Annotated in this window: 22 protein-coding genes; 3 read left to right on the top strand and 19 right to left on the bottom strand. The window is 57.3% G+C overall.

Annotated features, from left to right (window positions below):
• Positions 1 to 74: 74 nt before the first annotated feature.
• The 3 genes from E4656_RS10295 to E4656_RS10285 are packed head-to-tail and all read right to left on the bottom strand — an operon-like array spanning position 75 to position 3,010.
• Positions 75 to 1,013, bottom strand: coding sequence for a Bug family tripartite tricarboxylate transporter substrate binding protein (locus E4656_RS10295; RefSeq protein ID WP_135483139.1), 939 nt, complete (start codon positions 1,011 to 1,013; stop codon positions 75 to 77).
• A 27-nt stretch (positions 1,014 to 1,040) separates the two neighbouring features.
• Positions 1,041 to 2,558, bottom strand: coding sequence for a tripartite tricarboxylate transporter permease (locus E4656_RS10290; protein WP_135483138.1), 1,518 nt, complete (start codon positions 2,556 to 2,558; stop codon positions 1,041 to 1,043).
• A gap of 2 nt (positions 2,559 to 2,560) precedes the next feature.
• Positions 2,561 to 3,010, bottom strand: a complete 450-nt coding sequence (locus tag E4656_RS10285; protein ID WP_135483137.1) for a tripartite tricarboxylate transporter TctB family protein — start codon at positions 3,008 to 3,010, stop codon at positions 2,561 to 2,563.
• Positions 3,011 to 3,262: 252 nt separating this feature from the next.
• Here E4656_RS10285 and E4656_RS10280 point away from each other — a divergent pair, with 252 nt between their 5' ends.
• A complete protein-coding gene (locus tag E4656_RS10280; protein WP_135483136.1) occupies positions 3,263 to 4,420 on the top strand; it encodes a MalY/PatB family protein in 1,158 nt (385 codons plus the stop codon).
• A 123-nt stretch (positions 4,421 to 4,543) separates the two neighbouring features.
• On the opposite strand, the gene E4656_RS10275 is transcribed toward E4656_RS10280, so the two are convergent.
• The 5 genes from E4656_RS10275 to E4656_RS10255 form a co-directional block, all read right to left on the bottom strand.
• A complete protein-coding gene (locus tag E4656_RS10275) occupies positions 4,544 to 5,512 on the bottom strand; it encodes a substrate-binding domain-containing protein (RefSeq protein ID WP_135483135.1) in 969 nt (322 codons plus the stop codon).
• 112 nt (positions 5,513 to 5,624) lie between these two features.
• Entirely contained in the window at positions 5,625 to 6,611 is a 987-nt protein-coding gene (locus E4656_RS10270) for an ABC transporter permease (RefSeq protein WP_135483134.1), read from the bottom strand.
• Positions 6,612 to 6,621: 10 nt separating this feature from the next.
• Positions 6,622 to 8,142: a sugar ABC transporter ATP-binding protein gene (locus tag E4656_RS10265; RefSeq protein WP_135483133.1), complete on the bottom strand. Its 1,521-nt coding sequence runs from the start codon at positions 8,140 to 8,142 to the stop codon at positions 6,622 to 6,624.
• A gap of 2 nt (positions 8,143 to 8,144) precedes the next feature.
• On the bottom strand, positions 8,145 to 9,305 hold the full coding sequence (locus tag E4656_RS10260) for a Gfo/Idh/MocA family protein (protein ID WP_135483132.1): 1,161 nt from the start codon (positions 9,303 to 9,305) through the stop codon (positions 8,145 to 8,147).
• 30 nt (positions 9,306 to 9,335) lie between these two features.
• Entirely contained in the window at positions 9,336 to 10,388 is a 1,053-nt protein-coding gene (locus tag E4656_RS10255) for a sugar phosphate isomerase/epimerase family protein (protein ID WP_135483362.1), read from the bottom strand.
• Positions 10,389 to 10,687: 299 nt separating this feature from the next.
• Between E4656_RS10255 and E4656_RS10250 the strand changes: the two genes are divergently transcribed.
• Complete coding sequence (locus tag E4656_RS10250; protein ID WP_135483131.1) at positions 10,688 to 11,698, top strand: LacI family DNA-binding transcriptional regulator; 1,011 nt, start codon at positions 10,688 to 10,690, stop codon at positions 11,696 to 11,698.
• 39 nt (positions 11,699 to 11,737) lie between these two features.
• Here E4656_RS10250 and E4656_RS10245 read toward each other — a convergent pair whose 3' ends face one another.
• The 4 genes from E4656_RS10245 to E4656_RS10230 form a co-directional block, all read right to left on the bottom strand.
• Entirely contained in the window at positions 11,738 to 12,370 is a 633-nt protein-coding gene (locus E4656_RS10245) for a bifunctional 4-hydroxy-2-oxoglutarate aldolase/2-dehydro-3-deoxy-phosphogluconate aldolase (protein ID WP_135483130.1), read from the bottom strand.
• 84 nt (positions 12,371 to 12,454) lie between these two features.
• On the bottom strand, positions 12,455 to 13,246 hold the full coding sequence (locus tag E4656_RS10240; RefSeq protein WP_135483129.1) for an ATP-binding cassette domain-containing protein: 792 nt from the start codon (positions 13,244 to 13,246) through the stop codon (positions 12,455 to 12,457).
• 63 nt (positions 13,247 to 13,309) lie between these two features.
• On the bottom strand, positions 13,310 to 14,251 hold the full coding sequence (locus tag E4656_RS10235; protein ID WP_135483128.1) for an ABC transporter substrate-binding protein: 942 nt from the start codon (positions 14,249 to 14,251) through the stop codon (positions 13,310 to 13,312).
• Between the two features lie 32 nt (positions 14,252 to 14,283).
• A complete protein-coding gene (locus E4656_RS10230) occupies positions 14,284 to 15,306 on the bottom strand; it encodes an ABC transporter permease (RefSeq protein ID WP_135483127.1) in 1,023 nt (340 codons plus the stop codon).
• 146 nt (positions 15,307 to 15,452) lie between these two features.
• Here E4656_RS10230 and E4656_RS10225 point away from each other — a divergent pair, with 146 nt between their 5' ends.
• The gene (locus E4656_RS10225) at positions 15,453 to 16,355 is read left to right on the top strand and encodes a GntR family transcriptional regulator (RefSeq protein ID WP_135483126.1); all 903 of its coding nucleotides are present in this window, start codon (positions 15,453 to 15,455) and stop codon (positions 16,353 to 16,355) included.
• Positions 16,356 to 16,427: 72 nt separating this feature from the next.
• On the opposite strand, the gene E4656_RS10220 is transcribed toward E4656_RS10225, so the two are convergent.
• Genes E4656_RS10220 through E4656_RS10190 form a run of 7 tightly spaced genes read right to left on the bottom strand, consistent with a single transcriptional unit; the run spans position 16,428 to position 23,447 of the window.
• Positions 16,428 to 17,498, bottom strand: coding sequence for a sugar kinase (locus tag E4656_RS10220; protein ID WP_135483125.1), 1,071 nt, complete (start codon positions 17,496 to 17,498; stop codon positions 16,428 to 16,430).
• Positions 17,499 to 17,510: 12 nt separating this feature from the next.
• Positions 17,511 to 18,443 (bottom strand): aldo/keto reductase, encoded by a 933-nt coding sequence (locus E4656_RS10215; protein ID WP_135483124.1) that lies wholly within the window; start codon positions 18,441 to 18,443, stop codon positions 17,511 to 17,513.
• Positions 18,444 to 18,475: 32 nt separating this feature from the next.
• Entirely contained in the window at positions 18,476 to 19,303 is an 828-nt protein-coding gene (locus E4656_RS10210) for an amidohydrolase family protein (RefSeq protein WP_135483123.1), read from the bottom strand.
• A gap of 11 nt (positions 19,304 to 19,314) precedes the next feature.
• On the bottom strand, positions 19,315 to 19,659 hold the full coding sequence (locus E4656_RS10205; RefSeq protein ID WP_135483122.1) for an L-rhamnose mutarotase: 345 nt from the start codon (positions 19,657 to 19,659) through the stop codon (positions 19,315 to 19,317).
• Positions 19,660 to 19,670: 11 nt separating this feature from the next.
• Positions 19,671 to 21,311: a UxaA family hydrolase gene (locus E4656_RS10200; RefSeq protein ID WP_135483121.1), complete on the bottom strand. Its 1,641-nt coding sequence runs from the start codon at positions 21,309 to 21,311 to the stop codon at positions 19,671 to 19,673.
• 7 nt (positions 21,312 to 21,318) lie between these two features.
• Positions 21,319 to 22,431 carry a mannitol dehydrogenase family protein gene (locus tag E4656_RS10195; RefSeq protein WP_135483120.1) on the bottom strand — a complete coding sequence of 371 codons (1,113 nt, stop codon included), beginning with the start codon at positions 22,429 to 22,431 and terminating at the stop codon, positions 21,319 to 21,321.
• On the bottom strand, positions 22,431 to 23,447 hold the full coding sequence (locus E4656_RS10190) for a zinc-binding alcohol dehydrogenase family protein (RefSeq protein WP_135483119.1): 1,017 nt from the start codon (positions 23,445 to 23,447) through the stop codon (positions 22,431 to 22,433). Before E4656_RS10190 ends, E4656_RS10195 begins: the two co-directional genes overlap by 1 nt.
• Positions 23,448 to 23,651 lie beyond the last annotated feature (204 nt).

Raw genomic sequence — 23,651 nt, 5'->3', positions numbered from 1 at the left:
GAACGAGCCGCACACCCACAAAAAAGCCCGCAGCGGAGCGCTGCGGGCTTTCTTTTGCGGATCAGGTTGACTGTTCAGTCACCCATAACTTCTTCTGTTGCTGCACGGATACGACGGATGTTGTCTTCCATCTCATCCTGACCGATGAACACCACCGGGAAGAAGGTGTTGTCTTCGGTGGTTTCACGGAAGCGCTCACTCTCGGAGGCGTATTCGGCCGCAGCGATCAGAGCTTCGCGTGCCTCATCAGGAATACCTGCCGGCACAATGATGGTCCGGTAGTCTTCGATGGAGTAGTCATAGCCCAGTTCCATCAGCGTCGGCACATCCGGGTAGAACGGGCTGCGCTCGGCACTCAGGAAGGCGGCAACCACCATCTCGCCTGACGGCGTATACTGGGCATGCGTACCGCCGGAATAGGCGAAATCGACTTCTTTACCCAGCACCAGCGGAGCCATACCGCCACCACCACCAGTCGGCACGATAGACAGATCAAGGCCGGCTTCCTCGGCTACATTTTCGATGATGGCCTGGTCCAGCGCTGTCTGCTGGGCATAGGTCATCGGGTTGTCCTGACCATATTCGATGATGTCATCAAAGGTCTCGAAAGGCTGCTCAGCCGAGGTAACAATGGCATTCTGACCAATCGCTACCGCCGCCAGGTATTCAAAGTCATCAATCTCGTAATCGACATCCGTGATAATGGGCGTGAAGGTCAGCGCCGTGGTACCGCCGAACAGGAAGGTATAGCCTTCATCAGTATTGTTGGCCAGACGTGTAAAGGCTACGGCACTGCCGGCTCCCGGCTGGTTGACAACATTGACCGGCTGGCCCAGGTAATCTTCCATCACGTTGGCCAGTACCCGCCCCTGAATATCAGTGGAGCCACCCGGATTGAACCCGATGACCATGGTGACAGGGCGCTCGGGCCAGTCAGAAGCCTGTGCAGCGGTAACGCCGCCCACCGCGATGGCCAGCGTCGATAGTGCGGTCGTGATCAGTTTCTTTTTCATAGTAGATCTCTTCAAGAGTGTTGAGGTTTAAGCTGCCGGGTCTGCACCGGCAACTGGCTTGCCTTTCTTCATCGTGCGCCAGGCCAGCATAACCAGAGCAATGATGGTGCAGACAATGAAGAAGACGGCAATCGGACGGTTCATGAGCACCATGGGGTCACCCCGGGAAAGGATGATGCTCTGCCGCAAATTGAGTTCAAGCATGGGCGTGATGATAAAAGCCACGAGGAAGGTCACAAAGGAGTAGTCATAGCGTTTCATGACAAAACCGACCAGAGCAAAAGCGACCAGAACAATCAGGCCAAAGGGACCATAGCCCTGCAGCATGATGCCGGACAAACAGAAAAATATGACAATCGGGATCACGATGTGCGGTGGTACACGGGTGATCTGGGCAAATATGCGCAGGCCAAACCAGCCCAGTACCAGCATGATCAGACTGGCCACAATCATGCCGGCGAAGATGGAGTACAGCAGCTCCGGCTCATCGCGCAGCAGCAAAGGCCCTACGGTAATGCCGTGTATGGCAAAGGCACCGACCAGCAGCGCCGCCGAGACATTGCCGGGAATGCCCAGCCCGAACAGCGGAATCAGCGCCGCCGGGATTACTGCGTTATCGGCGGACTCCGACGCTGCAATACCCTCGGGCGCCCCCTTGCCGAACCGCTCCGGCGTTTTGGACGCCTTCTTGGCCATGCCATAGGACATGAACGAGCCCACCGATGGCCCCAGACCCGGCAGTGCCCCAACGACTGTACCGACAGCAGTACCCCGAAAAATACTGGGCACCGTGGTCAGAAACTCCTTCCAGCCCAGTTTGTCCTTGTCACTGTTGTCCAGCTTGACCGACATGCTGTCACGCTCGTAGCGCAGGCGCTCCGACTGCACAAACATCTCCGACAGCGCCAGGGTACCGATGGCCACCGCAATCAGCGGCATGCCGTCCATGAGTTCGGTATAGCCGAATGTCATCCGGGGCAGACCGGTCTGGGCGTCCAGGCCTATGGTACCGAGAAAGATGCCCAGACCGCCGGCTGCCAGCCCCTTGAACAGGGAGCCGCTGGACAGGCCGGCAATGAACACCAGCGCAAAGGCCAGAATGGCCGCCATCTCATAGGGGCCGAACATCAAGGCCACGCGGGCAAAGGGAATGGCGACAAAGATCAGAATGGTGGTGGCCAGAATATCGCCCAGAACCGAGGCAAACAGCCCCACCTTGAGCGCTGTTCTGGGTCGCCCCTGGCGCGCCAGCGGGTAACCGTCAAGGCAGGTAGCGGCAGAGGATGCTTCACCCGGCGCATTCAGCAGAATCGCCGAGACCGCGCTGCCCGCTGCCGTCCCCTTGGACAGGCCAATCAGGAAAGAGATGGCAATAAAGGGCGACATGTAAAACGTCAACGGAATAGCGATGGCAATGGCCACCGAACGATTCAGCCCCGGAATGACGCCAATGATATAGCCCAGCAACACACCGCCACCGATGCCGATCAGGGAACTGATTGAGAGCGCCTCGCCTATTGCGCCAGCTACAAAATCCATATTCATGCTCAGACCACTCCCACTCGCATCAGATAAACAGACAGCACATACAGCAATGCCACCGGCACTACCGAGCATCCCAGAATCATGTACCAGCGCCGCTCACCGAGCAGAATCAGCATGACCGCTATAATGGGGGCACCGATATGGGTGATCTTGAAATGGGTCAGCAGGTAGATGGCGAAAAAGACATAGAAAAAGGGCCAGATCATCCAGCCTGCAGCGGGCCAGTCGATATCGGCGGTAACCGGCAGCGCCCGTGCCTTGACCAGATCCTTCACTGCTCCGGCCACAATAATGGCGCCGCAGATCAGCATGATCCAGGACGCAATGCGCGGCACCAGATCAGGCGGCATCTGCGCCATGGGGTTTACGCCGGCATAATTGGGAATAATCCAGTTCAACGCGAGCAACGCGAAGGCACATACTGCCAGCCCGGTCCAGAAATTTTGTCGCACGAGTAATCCTTACCACTGAGTTGATATTATTATGGGGTCTAATCTACAAACAAATTGTCATACTGACAATCATAACCGGGACAAACTGACTGAGCTGTTGACCAATGCAAGGCTTCAGCTGTCAGTTCAGATTAACACCCGACTGTTTGCAACCCCCACATATGCACTCGCCGACCGCAGGCGAGTGCGCTATGGTCACCATCGAGACAACAGGACTCTTCAAGTCGAACCCGATTGAACCAAGGATCACCAATGACCACCTCCACCAGCCCGCAGTTTGATTTCAACATCCGCATTGACCGGCGTGGCACCGCCAGCAAAAAGTGGCAGCCCTCCGAGCAAGCAGACATTGTGCCAATGTGGGTTGCCGACATGGATATCCCGGCGCCCCCGGCTGTCCGAGCCGCCCTGGAACAGATGGCCACCAACGGTCTGCTGGGTTACGGTGCCGTTACCGACGACCTGGTACAGGCGTTCCTGAGCTGGTGCGAGCGTCACTATGGCTGGACGCCAGACCCGGACTGGCTGGTCTGGGTGCCGGGCGTGGTCCCCGCCATGCATGTGGCAACAGAGGCCTGGCTGGACAGGACGGAAGGTCTGGCAACCCAGACGCCGGTGTACCCGCCGATCTATCATATGGGTCGCGTGCGCCAGCGGCCGATGCAATGGCTCGATGACCACTCGGGCCTGATGTCCCCCGCCAGCCTGCCGGATCAGTTGGCCGGCGACCTCAAATCAGACACGCGCGCACTGATACTGTGCAACCCGCAGAACCCGAGCGGGCAGATCTACACCCGAGCAGAACTTGAGGCCATTGCTGCGGTTGCCGCCGAGCGTGATCTGCTGATCATCAGCGACGAGATCTGGGCCGACCTGATTCTGGATGCGGACTGCCGGCACATACCCTTTGCCAGCCTGGGGCCGGCAGCCGCCGAACGCTCGATCACCCTGCTGGCACCGAGCAAGACCTTCAATATTGCCGGCCTGTGCTGTGCCGTGGCCATTATTCCCGATGCGTCCCTGCGGGCGCGCTTTCAGCAACAGGCTCAAGGCCTGCTGCCGGACATGAACTATGCCGGCCTGCAGGCAGCGCGGGCAGCCTACAGCGAGGGCGGACCCTGGCTGGATGCCCTGCGCGACCACTTGCGCGGCAATCTGGAGCGGGTGGAAACCTGGCTGCGCGATTTTCCCACCGTGGGCTATCAGCGGCCCAGGGCCACCTATGTGGTCTGGCTGGATATGCGCCAGGCCCTCCCTGCAGACCCGGTGGACGCCTTCCTGCGCGCCGGGGTGGCGCTGTCGGACGGCGCCGACTTCGGTGCACCCGGCTTTGTGCGGCTGAATATCGGCTGCCCGCAGGCGCAGCTGGAAACGGCCCTGCAGCGCATGGGCCAGGCGCTGGGCGGCTGAAACCCGGCATTCCACAGCGGTTTCTGCTGCGCACAAAAAAGGCGGGCCCCTTGCGGAGCCCGCCCAACACCACGTCAGGAGGACATTCTGATCACCTCAGGCGGCGATCAGCAGACGCTCTGCTCAGTAAGCCGCATCCGGCTCGTAGAACTGCTCGACATTGTCGGCTGTAATCAGATCGGCCGCCAGGATGATGCGCGACGGTACGCCGTGGTACATGTCACCCAGATGCTCACCCTTGACGCCATGGACGGCCAGCGCGATGGCTGAAGCGACCATGTTAGGCGGGTAGGTCACAGTACCCTTGACCATCGGATGATCATTGCGGATCAGATCGATAACTTCCTGCGAACCGCCGCCACCGACAACCAACTGGATTTCGTCGCGCTGGTTCTCGGCAATGGCTCGCATCGCCGCCATCAGCACATCATCATCACCGGCCCAGATGGCATCCACATGCTGGAACCGACCCAGCAGGTCTTCGGTCACGCTCAGAGCGCGCTGCGGGTTCCAGTCGGTATTCTGCGACGCCAGAATATTGATGCCAGGGTAGTCTTCCATCACGCGATTGAACGCATCAACACGCTGCGAGTTGATCGGAATGGACGGCCCTTCGAGTACCAGGATATCGCCCTGACCACCCAGTTCTTCAGCCATGTAGCGGGCAGCGACCTCACCCAGACCCGGGTTGTTGCCGGCCATGAACACGTCCTGTGCCGGTTCTTCCAGTTCCCGGTCGACCACCACGGTGTAGATGCCTTCTTCATAGGCTTCGGTGATCACGCGCTGCAGTGTCGCCGGGTTGTGCGGCAGAATCACCAGCGCATCGATATTGCGCACCATCAGGTCTTCCACATCGGCCACCTGGGAGGTGCCGGAATCCGCCGCCAGAACGGTGAAGGTTACCTCGGGGTACTTCTCGGCGAGGTCCGCCGTGGCGCGCTGGGCCCACCACAGCAGACCAGCAGTCCAGCCATGGTCAGCCGAGGGCACGGTCACGCCGATATGGTATTCGTCGGCGGTCGCCAGGGTTGAGGCACCGACAAGGCAGATTGCCAGTGCAGCCTTCTTGATCATTGTATTTATTCTCATAGTCACCTTTCCTGTTGTCTTGGTTTTATGGTGCTGGGTTGCTGACCAGCCTTGATAACCCGAAACCGGCACCCCGGCCCCGGCAATCAACTCGTTGTTCTTGTGCCAGGCCTCAGGTATTGCGCCGGTACTGCAGCAGCACGGCCGCCAGGATCACGGCACCTTTCATCAGCCCCTGCAGATAGGGCGACACTCCCATCAGGTTCAGCATGTTGTTGATGATGCCCAGAATCAGGGCCCCGATGACGGTGCCCCAGATAGAGCCACGCCCGCCGGCCAGGGCCGTGCCCCCGATCACCACGGCGGCAATGGCATCCAGTTCGTAGAAATAGCCGGCATCACTGGGGCTGACCGAGTTCAGGCGCGAGGCCAGCATGATGGCCGACACCCCGACACAAACGCCGGCGATGACGAAGGTACTCATGATGACGCGCTGCACGCGGATGCCGGAATAGCGGGCCACCTGGGCATTGGAACCCACGGCGCAGACATGGCGCCCGTAGGCGGTATGCATCAGCAGGATGTGCGCCACGATGGCCATGGCCAGGAAGGTCCAGACCGGAATCGGCAGGCCCAGAAAGAAGCCACCGCCGATGTTGTTGAACAGCGGGTTGCGCGTGGTGATCTCGCCGGCATCGGTAAAATACAGCGCCAGGGAGCGGAAAATCGACATGCTGGCCAGGGTCACCACAAAGGCCGCAATACGCCCCTTGGTCACCAAGATGCCATTGAACAGACCGAACAGGGCACCCACCAGCACGGCACCCAGCATGCCCATGATGACCGCCTGCACCGGGTCGGCAATGGCATTGACGATATACATCAGCACCACGCCGACCAGCGCCAGCATGGAACCCACCGACAGGTCGATACCGCCGGCGATGATCACGAACGTCATGCCGATGGCGATGATGCCGGTGTAGGACACCTGGCGCAGCACATTGGAAATGTTGCGCGTGTTGAGAAAGAACTCGCTGGCCAGTGAAGACACCACCAGCAGTATCAGCAGGGCCAGCAGTGGTGCCAGCAGGGATGTGTCGATCGGCAGCCGGCGCAGTCCGCTCAGCAGTTGTGATCCAAAAGTTCTGGATTCAGACATTGTCGTTACCTCAGTTCAGGGCCGGTTCGGGAGCGCCACTGTCACGATGACGGGCGCCGGCGGCGTAAAGCATGATGTCCTGTTCATTGATCTGATCGCCGGTCAGCTCGGCGGCAATCTGCCCTTCGCGCATGACCAGAGCGCGATCGGCCAGGCCGATGATTTCTTCCAGTTCGGACGAAATCACCAGCACCGCATTGCCCTCGTCGGCCAGTGACCGGATCAGCCGGTAAATCTGTTGCTTGGTGTTGATGTCGATGCCGCGTGTCGGCTCGTCAAGCAGCAGGATGCGCGGATGAATATCCAGCAGCTTGGCCAGATACACCTTCTGCTGGTTGCCCCCGCTGAGCAGCCCCACCGGGTTGCGCAGGCTGGCCGCCTTGATGGCCAGGCGTTCCTGATAGTGCTCCGCCTGCCGCCGCTCGGCACCGTGCCGGATCAGGCCGCGCACATAGCGCTTCAGGCTGAGTGCGGTAATGTTCTGCATCACGTTGAAGTTGAGAATCAGCCCCTTGCCCTGCCGATCTTCCGACAGATAGGCCAGACCATGGCGGTGCGCCGCATCCGGGTCACGGATCGACACCGGCTTGCCGTCAATGCGGATACTGCCACTGACCCGGGCCTGCAGCCCCATGATGGCTTCGGCCACTTCGGTGCGCCCGGAACCAACCAGACCCGCCAGCCCCAGCACCTCACCCCGATGCAGCCGGAAGCTGATGTCGCTGATCAGGCCGGGCACACTCAGCCCCTGCACTTCCAGCGCACAGTCACCGGGCGTGCTGCCCTTGTCGGGATAGATCTGCGCCAGCTCGCGGCCAACCATGCGGTAGGCCATGTCCTCTTCGGTCAGATCAGCCGTGGCGCACAGCTCCACCGGGCGGCCGTCACGCAGGATCAGCAGCCGGTGACAGAGCTCCTTCACTTCCTTCAGCTTGTGCGAGATGAACAGCACCGCCACGCCCCGGCTCTGCAGGGAGCGGACGACGTCGAACAGTACCGCCACTTCGCGGTCGGTCAGCACCGTGGTCGGCTCGTCGAGAATGACGATGCGGGCATCGTTGACCAGTACCCGCGCCACCTCCACCATCTGCTTCTCGGCCACGCTGAGCTTGCCGATCATCAGGTTCGGGTTCAGGTCCACATTCAGCGAGGCCAGGATCTCGACCGTGCGCCGCCGCATCGTGCGCCGATCCAGCAGGCCGTAGCGACGGATCTCCTGACCCAGAAAGACGTTCTCGTAGACGCGCAGTGACGGCACCAGGTTGAATTCCTGCGGAATCATGGCCACGCCGCAGCTGCGGGCCTCGATGGGGTCCAGCGACTGGAACGGCTGACCGTCCAGCTCGATGGTGCCGGCCGTGGGCTGGTAGACACCACTGATCAGTTTCAGCAGCGTCGACTTGCCGGCGCCGTTCTCGCCCAGAATGCCCAGCACCTCGCCCGGCTCGACATCCAGATCAATGTTCTGCAGCACGGTGACCGGCCCGAAGGCCTTGCTGATGCCGCGCAGACGCAAGAGGGGATGACTCATGCTCACCTCCGTCCTGCTGCTGTGTCGACCGGTCGAATGGCGGTCCAGCGCCCATCGGCCTGACTGGACTGCAAGGCCGCTTCCACAAAGCGCATGCCCTCGACCCCGGCTTCAACCCCCGGCAGCCAGGCAACAGACTGCCCGCTCCGCACGCGGTCGGCCAGCGCCTGATACAGGTTGGCGAAGGCTTCCAGATAACCCTCCGGATGCCCACCCGGTATGCGAATGCTGCGCCCGACAGCGTTACCCAGCAGATCATCACGGCGGGTGATGCGCTGGGCCGGCGCGTTCAGCGGGGCATACAGCAGTTCATTCGGCGCTTCCTGCTGCCAGTGCAGACTGGCCTTGTCGCCGATCACGCGGATGCGCAGGGCGTTCTCATGACCGGGTGCCGTCTGGCTGGCCCACAGCGAACCACGGGCGCCGCCCTCGAAACGCAGCAGCGCCTGCACATTGTCATCCAGTACCCGGCCCGGCACATGGCTGACCAGGTCGGCGCTGACTGCGGACACCGGCTCGCCGGTAATGAAGCGCGCCAGATGAAAGGCATGGGTGCCGATATCGCCCAGACAGCCCGCCGCCCCGGCCTTTTCCGGGTCCAGCCGCCAGGCGGCCTGCTTGTTGTCGGCTGCGGGCTCTTCGGTCAGCCACTCCTGCACATATTCGACCTGCACACTGATCAGTTTGCCGATCTGGCCGCTGGCGACCATTTCCCGCGCATGCTGCACCAGCGGGTAACCCACATAGTTGTGCATCAGCAGAAATTCACGGTCCGATTCGCCGGCTGCGCGCGCCAGGGCCTCGGCCTCCTCGACGGTAAGCGTCATGGGTTTTTCACAGACCACATGCAGACCGGCTTGCAGTGCCGCCAGCGCCATCGGAAAATGCAGATGGTTGGGCGTAGCGATGGCCACCACCTCGGCGCCATCGGGGCGCTCGGCCTCGGCCTGCAGCAGAGTCTGGTAGTCCGCATAGACCCGCTCCTCGGCAAGGCCCAGAGTACGGGCAAACTGCCGGTTTGCAGCCGGGTCCGGCGCAAACACGCCGGCCACCAGTTCATAGCGGTCATCCATGCGTGCGGCAATGCGGTGCACACCGCCGATCAGTGCGCCGTCACCCCCGCCCAGCATGGCCAGCCGGAGGCGTTGATTGTTCTCAGCCATTGTTTTGAATCCTGTTGACCAGTCAGTGGTTCAGAGCCCGAGCAGGGTTCTGTTGGCATCTTCATCCGTACCGGCATCGGCAAAGTCGTCAAAGGCCTTGTCGGTCACCCGGATGATATGGTCGCGCACAAAGCGCGCGCCTTCGGCCGCCCCGTCTTCGGGATGCTTCAGCGCACATTCCCACTCGATCACGGCCCAGCCATCGAAGTCATACTGGGCCAGACGGGAAAAGATGCCATTGAAGTCGACCTGACCATCGCCCAGCGAACGGAAGCGCCCGGCGCGTTCCACCCAGGACTCGTAGCCGCCATAGACACCCTGCTGGGCACTGGGGTTGAACTCGGCATCCTTGACGTGGAAGGAGCGGATGCGTTCCCGATAGCGATCCAGAAAGGCCAGGTAGTCGAGCTGCTGCAGCACGAAGTGCGACGGATCATAGAGAATGCAGCAGCGCGGATGCTCTTCGACTGCGGCCAGAAAACGCTCGAAGGTGGCGCCATCATGCAGGTCTTCACCCGGGTGAATCTCGTAGCAGAGGTCGACATCGGCCCGGTCGAACGCTTCCAGGATGGGGCGCCAGCGCCGGGCCAGTTCACGAAAGCCTTCCTCGACCAGACCCGCCGGACGCTGCGGCCAGGGGTACAGAAAGGGCCACAGCAGCGAGCCGGAAAAGGTCGCATGCGTCTTCAGACCCAGGCGTGCACTGGCCCTGGCCGCCAGCAGCAGTTGCTCCACGGCCCATTTCTGGCGTGCATCCGGGTCACCATGCAGGTGCTCCGGGGCGAAGCCGTCATAGAGGTTGTCGTAGACCGGATGCACGGCCACCAACTGGCCCTGCAGATGCGTCGACAGCTCGGTGATTTCAATGCCGTGGGTGGCCAGACGACGTTTCAGGTCGTCGCAGTAGGACTGGCTTTCGGCAGCGGTTTCCAGATCGAACAGACGCTTGTCCCAGGTGGGAATCTGCACCCCCCTGAAGCCCAGTTCGGCGGCCCAGCGGGCAATGTTGTCGATACTGTTGAACGGAGGTTCGTCGCTGACATATTGCGCCAGAAACAACGCCGGACCCTTCATGGTCTTCATCATGCACCTCGAATTGTTGTTATTGATGTAATGCATTACATTCAAGCAGAACAGACTTTCGACGTCAACACCCGCACAAAAACTCATAAAATGCCCTGAATTGATTGTTTTTCCTGCATTTTTCATGAATACCCGGAAGGGCAGCGCTTGTTAATTGTAATGCTTTACATTAAATTACCGAGATTGAGACAGGGGCAGCCGGGGGTCGGCACCCCACCTGCCGACCGCGCCCGGAGACGTCAACAACACTTCTTATGGTAAACTCGCGCCCTACGACACTCGGAACCCGAACGGTCTCCATGCCTACGATCAAAGACGTCGCCCGCGCCGCCAACTGCTCCACCGCCACGGTGTCCCGGGCGCTGGCGTCGCCGGAAAAGGTCACCGCCAGCACCCGTGAGCGTGTCAATCGGGCCATCGCCGAGGTCGGCTATTCACCCAATGTGGCCGCGCGCAACCTGCGCCGCTCGGAATCACGTACCATCGTCATTCTGCTGCCGGACATTTCCAACCCGTTCTTTTCCGCCATCATCAACGGCATGGAGGATGTGGCGCACAGTGCCGGCTATCAGGTGCTGATCGGGGACTGTGACCTGGACCCCAGCCGTGCCGAAGCCTATTTCAGTCTGCTGCCCACCAATCAGGCCGACGGCATCATACTGCTGACCTCGGATGTACCAGCCGTGCTGGTGCAGCAGGCGCACCGACGACCCGACTTCCCACTGGTGATGGCCTGTGAGTTCTATGACGACATCGAACTGCCGACCGTCTGCATCGACAATTTCGCCGCCGCCCGCCATGCCATCGACTATCTGCAGTCACTGGGCCACAGCCGGATCGGCTCGATCTCGGGGCCGCTGCTCAACCCCATCTGTCGGGAGCGGGTGAAGGGGTATCAGGCTGCCATGAAGGATGCCGGCCAGACTCTGGCCGAGCCCTGGATGCGGGAAGGGGACTTTTCGTTTCACTCCGGTTATCAGCAGGGGCTGCAGTTGCTGGAAGATGCCGCAAACCGGCCCACGGCCGTGTTCTGTCACAGTGACGAGATGGCCATCGGTGTGCTGAAGGCGGCTCGCCAACTGGACCTGGACGTGCCGGGCGACCTGTCGGTCATCGGTTTCGACAACATCGGCTTCAGTGAATACTGCGAACCGGAACTGACCACCATCAGCCAGCCGCGCAATGACATCGGCCAGCAGGCCATGAAGAATCTGCTCGACATCATCGGCGGCAAGCAGGTGGCCGCGCGCCAGATTCTGAGCACCCAGCTCATCGTGCGCGAAAGCACCGGGCGCGCGCCGACGGTCTAGTGTCCCTTGACAGAAGTTCGTGGCATTTCAGGGCCTCTGTCAGGAGACACTATGTCCTGTCGCCTGGCGTGCCAGCTCTGTAATATGGTTCCAATCACGATTTTTCAATGCATTCTTCGGAACTACCCAGGACCCTCCCACACAGATTACGTTGGGCAGGGCAAGGTAATCCTTGAAGTTGTCGGCTGACACACCACCCGTTGGACAGAACTGCAATTCCGGCAGTGGACCATAAAAGGCCTTCAGAGCGCTTATTCCACCAAATGCGCTGGCAGGAAAGAACTTGAAACAGTCATATCCTGTATCCAGTCCCTTGATCATTTCCGACACAGTGGAGACGGCGGGCAAAAAGGGTATCGAGCTTTCAATTCCTGCTTCCAATAATTCATGAGTAGAGCCAGGACTCACCGCAAAATCCACTCCCAACTCTTCCAGATCCTTCAACTGGCGCACATTCTTGACAGTACCTGCTCCAACTGTAATGCCCTCAACACCCTGCATTGCCTTTATCGCATCAAAGGCAACGTCTGTCCTCAAGGTCACCTCCAGAACCGTCAGTCCTCCAGCCTTCAGGGCTTTGGCCAATGGCACTGCGTCTTCCAGATTGTCAATTGCAATAACAGGCAGTACCGGACTGGCCGACTCAAGAATCTGCTTGACGCTAGCACTCATATTCAAACCCACTGTTAGCTAAAATAAATTCATTCCTACTCACTCGCCCGGACAGAGCCCGACCGATATCTGCATCGACAAGGGTCACTGAACCGCCTCTTTCTTCCCCGGTGTCCAGCCCCCAGGCAACTCACCTTTTATGATCAGGCTGAGCACATCATCTTTTGTAACGTCTTCAATATGATGGGTGCCGACATTGCGGCCTTTATTCATGACCATCACTCGGTCACACAAATCAAAAACATCGTGCATGTCATGGCTGACCAGAAATATCCCGATACCCTGATTCTTGAGTTCCTGTATCAGTTCAGAAACCATGGCCGTTTCCGAGGGGCCCAACGCTGCCGTAGGCTCATCCATTATCAGTATTTTGACGTTGAAATAGATGGCCCTCGCAATTGCTATTACCTGGCGTTGCCCGCCGGAAAGGCTGGATACCGGGTCAAGCAGATTCTTGAAATTGGGGTTGAGCCGGTGAAGAACCTGTCTTGATTCTTCCAGCATGCGTTTGTCATCCAGGTTCCCAAAGGGTGTCTTCAACTCTCTGCCGAGGAACAGGTTGGATGGTGCATTCAGATGATTGGCCAGTGCCAGGGTCTGATATATTGTTTCGATACCCAGGTCACGAGCATCCAGGGGTGACTTCAGCTCAACCTTCTCACCGTTGACACTGATAACACCTTCATTGGGAGTCATTGCTCCGGAAAGAATGCGCATCAGGCACGATTTACCCGCACCGTTGTGACCAAGCAACCCAACCACTTCTCCTGCATACAGATTAGCCGACACATTATTGACCGCCACAACACCACCAAAGTGTTTTTCTATATTCTTCATATCAACAAGTGGTGTTGCATTTTTCGAGGGCTTACTCATTTGATGGCTCCGGGTATGATAGTACCTGATGCGCCTGCCGGCGCATCAGGTACTGATACAACTTCAATACAGAACGTTTTGAGCTTCAGGCTCATCAATGTTATCTGGAGTTACCAATACAACGCCTGTGTCAATGAATTCATCAATAGCGTTGCCCTGCAGGAAGTCCATGATTGCTCGCACGCCCATTTCCCCCATCTGGAACGAACCCTGAACGGCTATGCCATTCAACACCCCGTATCGAACCAGATCCTGCAAGTCTTCATTGCCGTCAAACCCGAAGGCTACAATCCCGTCATTGTTGTCCGACTGAGCAAGCGCCCTGCCCATGCCAACAGCTGTCGGCTCATTCGCACCAAAAATTCCCACCAGGTCACTATTCGCTGACAAGACATCGGTGGTCTGATTCAATGCAGTCCCCATCTGGGACTGTGAATAGAAAGGACCTACAATCTCCAGGTCCGAATGTTCAGCCAGATAGTCAGTGAAGCAGCCAACACGTCCAATCTCAGACCCGGCCCCGGCAACATATGACATAACCGCCACTTTGCCACTGGTGCCTACTTGCTCGATCATGTTTTCGGCTACCAGTTCGCCCGCAGCACAGTTGTTTGTTGACAGGAATGACTGATAGTAGCCATCAGCGGCTTCAGACAATTCGGAATCAATGATCACTACAGGAATACCATTCTCATATGCCTGTCGTACGGCAGGCACAAGTGCTTCGGGGTCAGACGGTGCCAATACAATACCCGAAACCCCACGATTTACCGCGTTCTCAACAAGATTTATCTGATTGGCAATAGCAGTTTCCGATTCAGGACCTGAAAAGGTGTAGGTGAACTCTGACTGACCTTCCAGAGCAGCGTTTGCTCCTCTGTCAACATTCATCCAGAAGTTGGAGTTCGTTGTTTTTACAATGACTGCAATTTCCCCGGCAACCGCTGTTAACGGTGCCAGCGCAATGACCACAAAGGAAAATAATACTTTCAAGACAATCTTCATTTTTGTTCTCCGATTTTTGTTTTACACATATTTCACCGTCGGTTACGCATCTGGTCGATATACACGGCCACAATTACTACGAAACCTATGATGATCTGCTGGATAAAGGACGACACACCAGCCATATTCAGACCGTTTCTCAATATGCCTATGATGAAGGCACCAATTATCGTCCCTCCAATAGTGCCAACGCCCCCCATTAGCGATGCTCCACCAATGACAGCGGCAGCGATGGCATCCAATTCGTACATTACGCCCTCATTGGGTTGAGCCGTCCCGAGGCGTGACATCAGTACAATGCCTGCCAGCCCAGCCAGAGCTCCAGATAGCGTGTAGGCAATGATCTTGGTTCGATCTACCTTCACGCCCGCGAGGCGTGCGGCTTCTTCGTTGGATCCAGTGGCATAAATGTGCCGGCCTGTGGCCCGACGACGAAGGAGGTAAGCTACAGACAACGCAACCAGCAACAACAGAATGGCAGGGTAGGGAATGCCCGGAAAAACAACGCTGGGAAGACCATGGGGGCCTTCGCCCACGATTCGGAAAAGCCTGCCCTGGCCCAGTATGGAGAAGGATTCACCCAGTCGGGAAACAGGCGCGGCACCCGTCAGTTCGAGCGCCACACCTCTCGCCATCATCATCATTCCCAAGGTGGCAACAAACGGTGTAATGCGCATTTTCGTAACGACAAATCCGTTGATCAAACCGCACAAGGCACCTACAGCCACACCGATAAACATGGCTGGCAACACGGGCACCCCTGCTTTTATCACCAGACCGGTAACCGTGCCGGCCAGAGCCAGCACAGACCCCACGCTCAAATCGATGCCCCCTGTAATGATCACAAGGGTCAGGCCAATACCCAGCATCCCTATCACCGAAGTCTGCAACAAGATGGTCATGGCATTGTTCGTGGATGAGAAAGCGGGACTGGCCACGGAAAAAATGACTATGAGAATCAGTACCGTCAAGATTGCCGAGATTCTATGGAAAGCACCCTTGGACAGCCGGAAAGATGCACCTCTTGCCCTAAGTTGAGCGAAGAACTCAACCATAATGCGACCCCTTATACTGTTTTTTATAATTGAATACACTTAGTATGATCACCGCCAATTTGTGTGTCAATGGTTTTTTTTTATTGTAAACTGAACCGCGCGATAAACCGATCCCATCACGTAAGGCTGAATCACACAGGCAAGCTATGGCACGCACCGATGAACGTTTTCGTGAAGCGTATAATGCGCTTCTGAACATCTGCTCTTCCAAGTCAGAGGGAGATTCACTGCCTTCCGAGGCAGAGTTGTCAAGAACGCTGGACGTAAGCAGGACTGTGATTCGCTCGGCTCTCAGCAGGCTGAATGAGGTCGGTATTATCCACTGGAACGGTCGCCAGAAGCTGGTCATGCGGCAGCCTGCCGACACCGATCTCATTGAGGTGAATCTGGAAACGATCAGTAATGAAGAACTCGAACGTCGGTTCCTGAACTGGATCCTGCGCTTCGATGTGCCGCCGGGAACGCCATTGAACGTCTCTGAATTGTCGCGCTGGTTCAACGTCCCTGCTCACGCCCTGCACGAGTTTCTGGCGTCACTGAGCAGGTTCAGCCTGGTCGAGCGTCGGCCCAAGGGTGGATGGAAGCTGCTGGGATTCACGCGAGAATATGCGATGGAGCTTTTTGAACTGAGAACAATGATTGAGCTCAATGCCATATCGCGCCTGGTAAAGTCGCCACCAGAGGACCCCATATGGCAGAAGATGGATGATCTGAAGCAGAAGCATCAGGAACTGCTGGCGCAGATCAACGAACGGTACAACGACTTTTCAGTCCTGGATGAGCAATTTCATTCCACCATCTACAGCGTGAACCACAACCGTTTCATAGTGGAGTTGCAGCGAGTTATTGCACTGGTCTTCTATTACCACTACCAGTGGGATAAGCGCGATGAACGAGAACGCAACGAAGCCGCGATACATGAGCATCTCAAGCTGATCAATGCCATTCAAAGCCGAGACGAGCAGGAGGCACTGGATGCTGCTCGAGACCACCTGAGCACCTCAAGAAAGACACTGTTGCTGTCGCTCAAAATAAACAACAAACAATGACGAATGCTGTCGATCAAGTCAGGTCAGGAACAGCCGGAGCTGTCGGCGCACCCCTGATGCCATCGGTTTTTGTTAGCGGTTGGCCGCCGCCTCCCCTCCCTTAGCATAGGCCAATACCTCAGCTGCACTGAAAAAGGAATTGTCTCCCGGAGTGGACATGACAAGGGCCCCGTGCGCGGCAGCCAGCTCTATTGCTGTCTGTAGCCCCATGTTACTCAACAAACCGTGGATGAGACCGGCGGCAAATGCGTCTCCTCCGCCTACTCGATCAAGCACCGGCAGGCCGTTGTATGGTTTTGCTGCATAAAACTCACCATTCGCCAGGCACATACCGCTCCAATCATTGTGTGAAGCATCCTTTATTATGCGCATGTTGGTCGCTGCGAGCTTGATGTTGGGATAGCGAGACAACATGTCTTGCAACGCTGCCGAAAAAGCCTCCTTGTCCAGGTGGTCGACCGGATGCGGCAGTGAATGGACACCAAACACCACATCCGCAAATTCCAACAGTTCTTCATTGCAGGCAAGCGCTGCCTTCTTTCCGCCTCTCTTTGCCCATAACGAGGCCCGATAGTTCAGGTCATAGGATACGATAGCACCCTGTTCTTGGGCAGCAATCATTGCCGCCTTGACGACCTCCGGGCTTTTTTCACTCAGGCCTGCCATGACACCACCCACATGGAACCATCGTGGCCTGGCCTGGGAGAAAATTCCTGACCAGTCCAGGTCTTCGGGCGAAAGCTGGGCAATTGCAGTATGCGCCCGGTCCATGACTGCGGTAGCCCCTCGAGCTCCGAAACCCCGCTCCATGAAATAGAGACCATTTCGCGCTGCTTGCCCCATACCGTCGTGGGGCACCCATCGAATCCAATCGGTAGCAACGCCGGAGCGTCGTATCAGACCTTCCAGAAGCCGGCCTATCTCGTTGTCTACCAGGCTGGTCAGGATCGCAGTGCCATGGCCAAAGCAACTGCTCAACGCCTGCACGACGTTGTATTCGCCACCCCCTTCCCATACGTCAAAAGTACGCGCCTGCCGAATGCGGTGTTCCCCCGGGTCCAGTCGCAGCATGACCTCTCCCAGAGCAACGCAGTCGAGTCGGTCAGGGCTCGCTGGGGGCACAGGCAGTGATGATATCGTCATGAACCTGTCCTCCTACAAGTCGTTATTCTCAGGAAGACCGGACGACCAGACGCTGTCAGGTCCGGCGAGAATTGATCTGACTTCGTCGACAAGCTCTGTACTCAAGGGTTCATTTATCCACTCGACATTTTGGGCAATGAAGGCCGGGTTGGCTGTCCCCACCAGTGTTGTAGGTATTCCCGAATGCTGGGCCGAGAACTGAAGCGCTATCTGTGTGATGTCGACGCCCTGAGCCTGGCAAAAATCAACGGCCTTTTGCGCACGCTTCCTGAGATCACTGCCGGCCGGATGCCAGTCCGGAGCCCCTCGGCTCGTCAGCAGACCCATGCAGGCGGGGGAGGCGTTGACCACACCTACTTCATTTTCATCGAGATAGTCCAGCAATGATGCGAGGCTGGTATCGTGCAACCCATAGCGGCAGTAGGACAGTATACAATCGACCTGAAACTGACGGATGACTTCCCGGAATGGCTTCAGCGGATATCCGGTGATGCCGTAGTAGCGAATGCGGCCCTCCTCCTTGAGTTTCTCCATGCAAGGCAATGATTCATGCAGAACGATATCGAGGTCAACAAACTCAATATCGTGCAGGAAGAACACATCAACTTCTTCGACACCGAGCCGCTCAAGGCTTTCATCCAGGCTCTTGCGTATTCTTTGCTCGGACATATCGAAGTCTTCGGGTCCGTACCGGCCAGCCTTGGTCGAGAGAAAGTATTGGTCTCGGGGGATGCCCTTCAATGCCTTGCCCAGCATGGTTTCAGCTTTTGTCATGCCATAGTAGGGAGAACAATCGATGAAGTTGATCCCGAGATCCAGCGCCGCATGCACGGTCCGTGTTGCCTGAGATTGATCAACATCTCCGTAAACACCACCCAGCGGTGACGCACCGTATGACAATTTCGACACGTTCAGGCTTGTATTGCCCAGCTTTTGATATTGCATTTCAGTCAGTTCCCAGTTGGTGCTGGCGGCCACTACAGGCGATAGAACGCCATGGCGTTTTCACCCAATACGGCCGCCTCATATTCGGGGTATCGGCGATGCACATAATCCGACGCCAGGGCATGAACTGCCCGATAGCGTCCTGCCACTTTGCATACCGGCCAGTCCGAGCCGAACATGACCCTCTCAGGGCCAAATACCTGAAACACGTGATCCAGATAAGGCTCGAAATCAGAGGGCTGCCACCCTTGCCAATCTGCTTCAGTCACCAGGCCGGACATCTTGCAATACACATGATCGAATGATGCCAGGCAGGCCATACCATCCGCCCACGCCTGCCAGCCTTGATTCCTGATATCCGGCTTGGCCATGTGGTCGACAACCAGGCGCATGGGCGGAAGCTTGCGCACGAGCTCGCCCGCCTGCGGCAACTGGTCCGGGCGAATCAACAGGTCATAACTGAAATCATGGTCTGCCAATGCTTCCACGCCGCCAAGAAAATCGCTGTTCAGCATGAAGCCCGGGTCCGGTTCGTCCTCCAGGACATGGCGAAACCCTTTTAGCCAGACTTCCTTTTTGTACTCGTTCAATCTTGCCTCGAGATCAGGCGCTCGCAAGTCAACCCAGCCGACCACGCCCTTGATGAAAGGGTTCTCTCTGGCCAGTGACAGGAGCCAGCGCGTCTCCGCCTCAGTCTGCCGTGCCTGCACCACAACAGTGCCGTCAATATTGCACTGTGAAAGTTCCACCAGCAGATCGTCGGGCATGTAATCACGGCGGAGCAGCGCCATCTGGTCTGATATCCAGCCGTACTCTGCGGCGTTGTATTGCCAAAAATGGTGATGAGCATCGATGCGCATTTTGCTGACCTTCACTGATAGTCCGACAAGCTGAAACAACACTCCATTGAGACCCATTTCGCGCCAGGCGGGGCGCCTGGTACCGGCTGCTGGTACTGCCCCATTTTCTCTTCCCATTCCACGCAGGCCGGGTCAAAACTCAAGTACTGCTGAAAGGCATCTTCAGGTTGATACTCGTCCTCAGTCGCAAGCAGCATGACGAGTCGATTCCCAAAGGCGTATATGTTCATGTCGATGACACCCGTTTTCCTGAGTGACTGAATGACCTGGGGCCATACCGCCTTGTGGTGGCGTTTGTACTCTTCAATCAGACGGTCGTCATCTTTCAGGTCCAGTATGCGGACGAATGTTTTCATGAATAGTCTCCTTACAACGACACGCCACGTTTCCAGGGAATAAAATCATCCTGCCCCAGCCGTTGCGCCTTGCTGATGTAGGCCCCTGAACCCGTATCCACGCACAGCTGCAACAGCTCCTCCGCCAGCTCTGGCAACTGACGTTCACCGTTGATGACAGGGCCCGCATCAAAGTCGATGATATCTGCCATTCGCCGTGCGACATCGCTATTGCTGGAAACCTTCAACACGGGAACGATCGGGTTCCCTGTCGGCGTTCCCATGCCGGTTGAAAACAGAATGATATTCGCCCCGGCTGCTGCCAGCGCGGTTGTTGACTCAACGTCGTTGCCCGGAGTACACAGCAGGTTCAAGCCCGGCTTGCGTGCTACCTGTGGATAGTCCAGAACATCGACCACCGGCGATGTGCCACCTTTTCTGGCCGCTCCCGCTGATTTCATGGCATCGGTTATCAGACCGTCCCTAATGTTCCCGGGTGACGGGTTCATGTCGAAACTGGCACCTACTGCCGCTGCATGGCGGACATAGGACTGCATCAGATCCTTGAAGCGCTCTCGCTGATGACTGGAAACGCATCGGTCCAGCAGTTCCTGCTCAACGCCGCAGAGTTCCGGAAACTCGCCCAGAATGCCTGTCCCGCCCAGGGCAACAACCCTGTCAACGACTTGCCCGATCAGGGGGTTTGCCGACAGCCCGGAGAAACCATCAGAACCGCCGCACTCGACGCCAATCTTCAGTTTTGACAACGGTGCGGGCTCGCGAGAATACTGGTTGGCGTAATGAAGACCCTCAAAAGTCTTCTTGATCGCCCCTTCCATCAGCGTTTGTTCGCTGCCGTAGGCCTGCTGCTCGAAATAATGGACAGGCTTGCTGCGTTCGGGGTCGAGGTCACTCAGGGCCTCTTCCAGAATCGGAATCTGCGCATTCTGACAGCCCAGACTCAGGACGGTGGCGCCAGCGACATTGGGATGGTGGATGTAAGCCGCCAGCAGTCGACACAGGGCAACGGCGTCTTCGCGCGTACCGCCGCATCCGGAAGTGTGCGTCAGAAACTTTACGCCATCGACATTTTCGAACGTTTTCTGATTGACCGGAAATGTCTCCGCGCGCTCTTCCACCGAGTCGCCACCCGCGTTGCGGTACTGATCGGCGAGCTGCCAGGCCAGTTGTCGGTATTGACTGTCGGTACTGTAGCCCAATGCATCCTGAAGGGATGTGCGCAGGACATCGACGTTGCGGTTCTGACAGAATACCAGGGGAACAACCAGCCAGTAGTTGGCAGTGCCCACTTGTCCGTCCGGGCGAATGAAGGCATTCAAAGTCCTGGGGCGCCAGGCGGATACATCGGGCGGGCTCCACTCATACCGGGAATCACTTGCGGCGTAGGTGGTACTTGAGTGCTCGACGTTGTCCACGGAAATCGCCGCGCCGGCGGCGATCCGTTTTGTGGCGACGCCGATGGTCACGCCATACATGGTCAGCCGCTCCCCGGGCTCGAACGATTTCATGGCGAACTTGTGCTTGCTTTGAACATCCTCTGTCAGAGTGACTGATCGGTCAGGCAGATCAACCGTCTCGCCCTTGCGCAAATCAGTCAGTGCAACGATCAGGTCGTCATCAGGGTGCACTTTCAGGAAGTTCCAGGTATTCATTGTTGTTTTACTCACTTGTCAGGTGGTGTCGGCGCAGGCAAGCAAACAGGCGAGGACAATCCAGCCCGTTCCGCTGTTGCCACACAGGAAGGATCCTGCGTTCTACCTTGCTGGCATGATTCTGCGCGATATCCGACAGCCTGTGCTCCAGAAAGGGATTCAGAAAACGCTCTCTCACTGCTTCGACATAACCTTCTACATCCTCGCCAAGGCGCATTGATTGCAGGATGGGTATGACTTCCTCGGTCAGGACATCCTCCAGTTCACTGCGGAGCCTTGTGTCGTGCATGGCCTGGAAAACGGTTTCTGTATTCAGGGCATCTCTTTCAAGCCAGCGGTCCACAAGATAGGTATGTGAAAGGTTCAGAACCCCCAGCTTGAGCCACTCGAGAGGGGCCAGATCATCAACGACTCGAATCGCCTTGTGCTCACACGGCACAGTCAGGCCCGGCTGGTTCTCAATCGCCCACAGGGCGTAAGGTTCGGTCACTGCACCCAGTGGCTCCAGGGCGCTTGAAACGATACGGTCAACCAGTGAATTGACCCAGAGACACTCTTCGTCCATCCAATGCAGGAACTCATCTGACAGACGCCATGTCTGTGCCACGGATGCCACAGCCCTTTTCAGTCTCTGGCCGTTTTCCGCCACCAATTCGCAGGGCATGATCGTCACTCCGGTGCCCTGACGCGAGAATCGTGCATGCAGCAGTGCAGTCAGCTTGGCAGGGAAGCTGGTGGGCGGTTGCTGATCTATCTGATCACTATCGGATAACTCATACCCATTATCAGCGGTATTGGAGACCACATGCGTGACCCGCTGACAGAACAGCTCGGTTATTTCTGCCCAGGACTGGTCGGCCTCAAAGGCACACTCGACACTGCCAACCCACTCAGTGCGATCAACTGATTCGCCGAACTCCAGCCCCTGTATCCGGACGGGGTAGTAATCTATCTCATTGAAAGCCTTTACCCGCTTTTTCCCAGACAGGCTTGATGATGTCTGCACCACCGCAATCGGAGTTGATGACAGGCCGGACTCGATGGACTTGGCAACGAAATAGTCGACATGGGCCTGCAGGAAACGACTGGTGCCAAATTGCAGAACAAGTGGCGAAGCCATCAATTGACCTCCACAATGGCCTTGATGATTCCGCTTGTCGGCTGTATCCAGCCGGGCATGGTCTGGGGCAGCTCATCCAGATTGCAGCGATGAGTGACCATTTCGGTAGACAGTATTACCCCGTCTTGCAAACACCGTACGACATGCTCAAAGTCCTCGGTGGTTGCATTGCGGCTGCCCAGCAAGGACAGCTCCCTTTTGTGAAATTCCGGGTCGTTGAAGGTTATATCTGCATTGACCACACTCACGAGCACGTATTTGCCGGCATGAGCCGTCCATTTAAAACCTGCCATCATCGCCTTGGGGTTTCCCGTCGCTTCAAAGACCACTTCCGGAAAGTCTCCGTTCGTAAGCTTGTCCAGCTCGGCTGCAACATCCGAATCACCAGGTATCGTGGCTGCAGCCCCGAGAGTTTTCTGGCAGAACTTCAAGCGATCCTGGTTCATATCAACTACTATGACGCGGGCGCCTCGTGCCTTCGCAAACTGAACAATGCCCATGCCGATGGGGCCTGCCCCCACAACCGCCACCGTAGTGCCTGGCTGCACATCAGCCCGGCGCACCGCGTGTGCGCCAATGGCCATGCACTCCACCAGCGCCAGTTGATCCAGATCCAATCCTTCCGCCTTGATGACATGGGACTGCGGCACTGACAGGTACTCGCACATGCCGCCATCCTTGTGCACGCCCAGTACGCTCATGTTCGTGCAGCAGTTGGTGCGCCCCTTTCGGCACGCAATGCACTCGCCACATTCAATATAAGGCATCACATACACTGTTGTGCCGGGCTCCACTGCGGTTACGCCCTCTCCAACAGACTCGACCACACCGGCGAGCTCATGGCCCAGTACCCTGGGGTACTTGAAATAGGGCTGGTTGCCTGAATACGCATGAATATCGGTGCCGCACAGCCCTATACGCTTTATTCCTACCAGTACTTCGGACTTGCCGGGGGAAGGCTTCTCCGCAGTTTCAAGCGCCATTTCGCCGGGCCTCTTGCAGACTACTCTTTTCATCGCTTTCTCCTACTTTGCAATAAGTACAGGGGGCTACTGAGCGCTATGGTCGCGGCCATTTGCAGGCAACGAGGATAGCTGACACTGAAGGGGCGCTCCGACGCTCTCAAGGTACTCAGGATCAACAAAAAATGTATTTTATTATAAAAAACTTTATAGCATACAAAAAGTCACTGCGTCAACACCCTAGCGCCTGCCACAAAA

Source organism: Natronospirillum operosum, from assembly GCF_004768465.1.
GTDB classification, from domain to species: domain Bacteria; phylum Pseudomonadota; class Gammaproteobacteria; order Pseudomonadales; family Natronospirillaceae; genus Natronospirillum; species Natronospirillum operosum.
The sequence above is the reverse complement of the archived record's forward strand: the minus strand, read 5'-3'. Positions and strand labels throughout refer to the sequence as shown.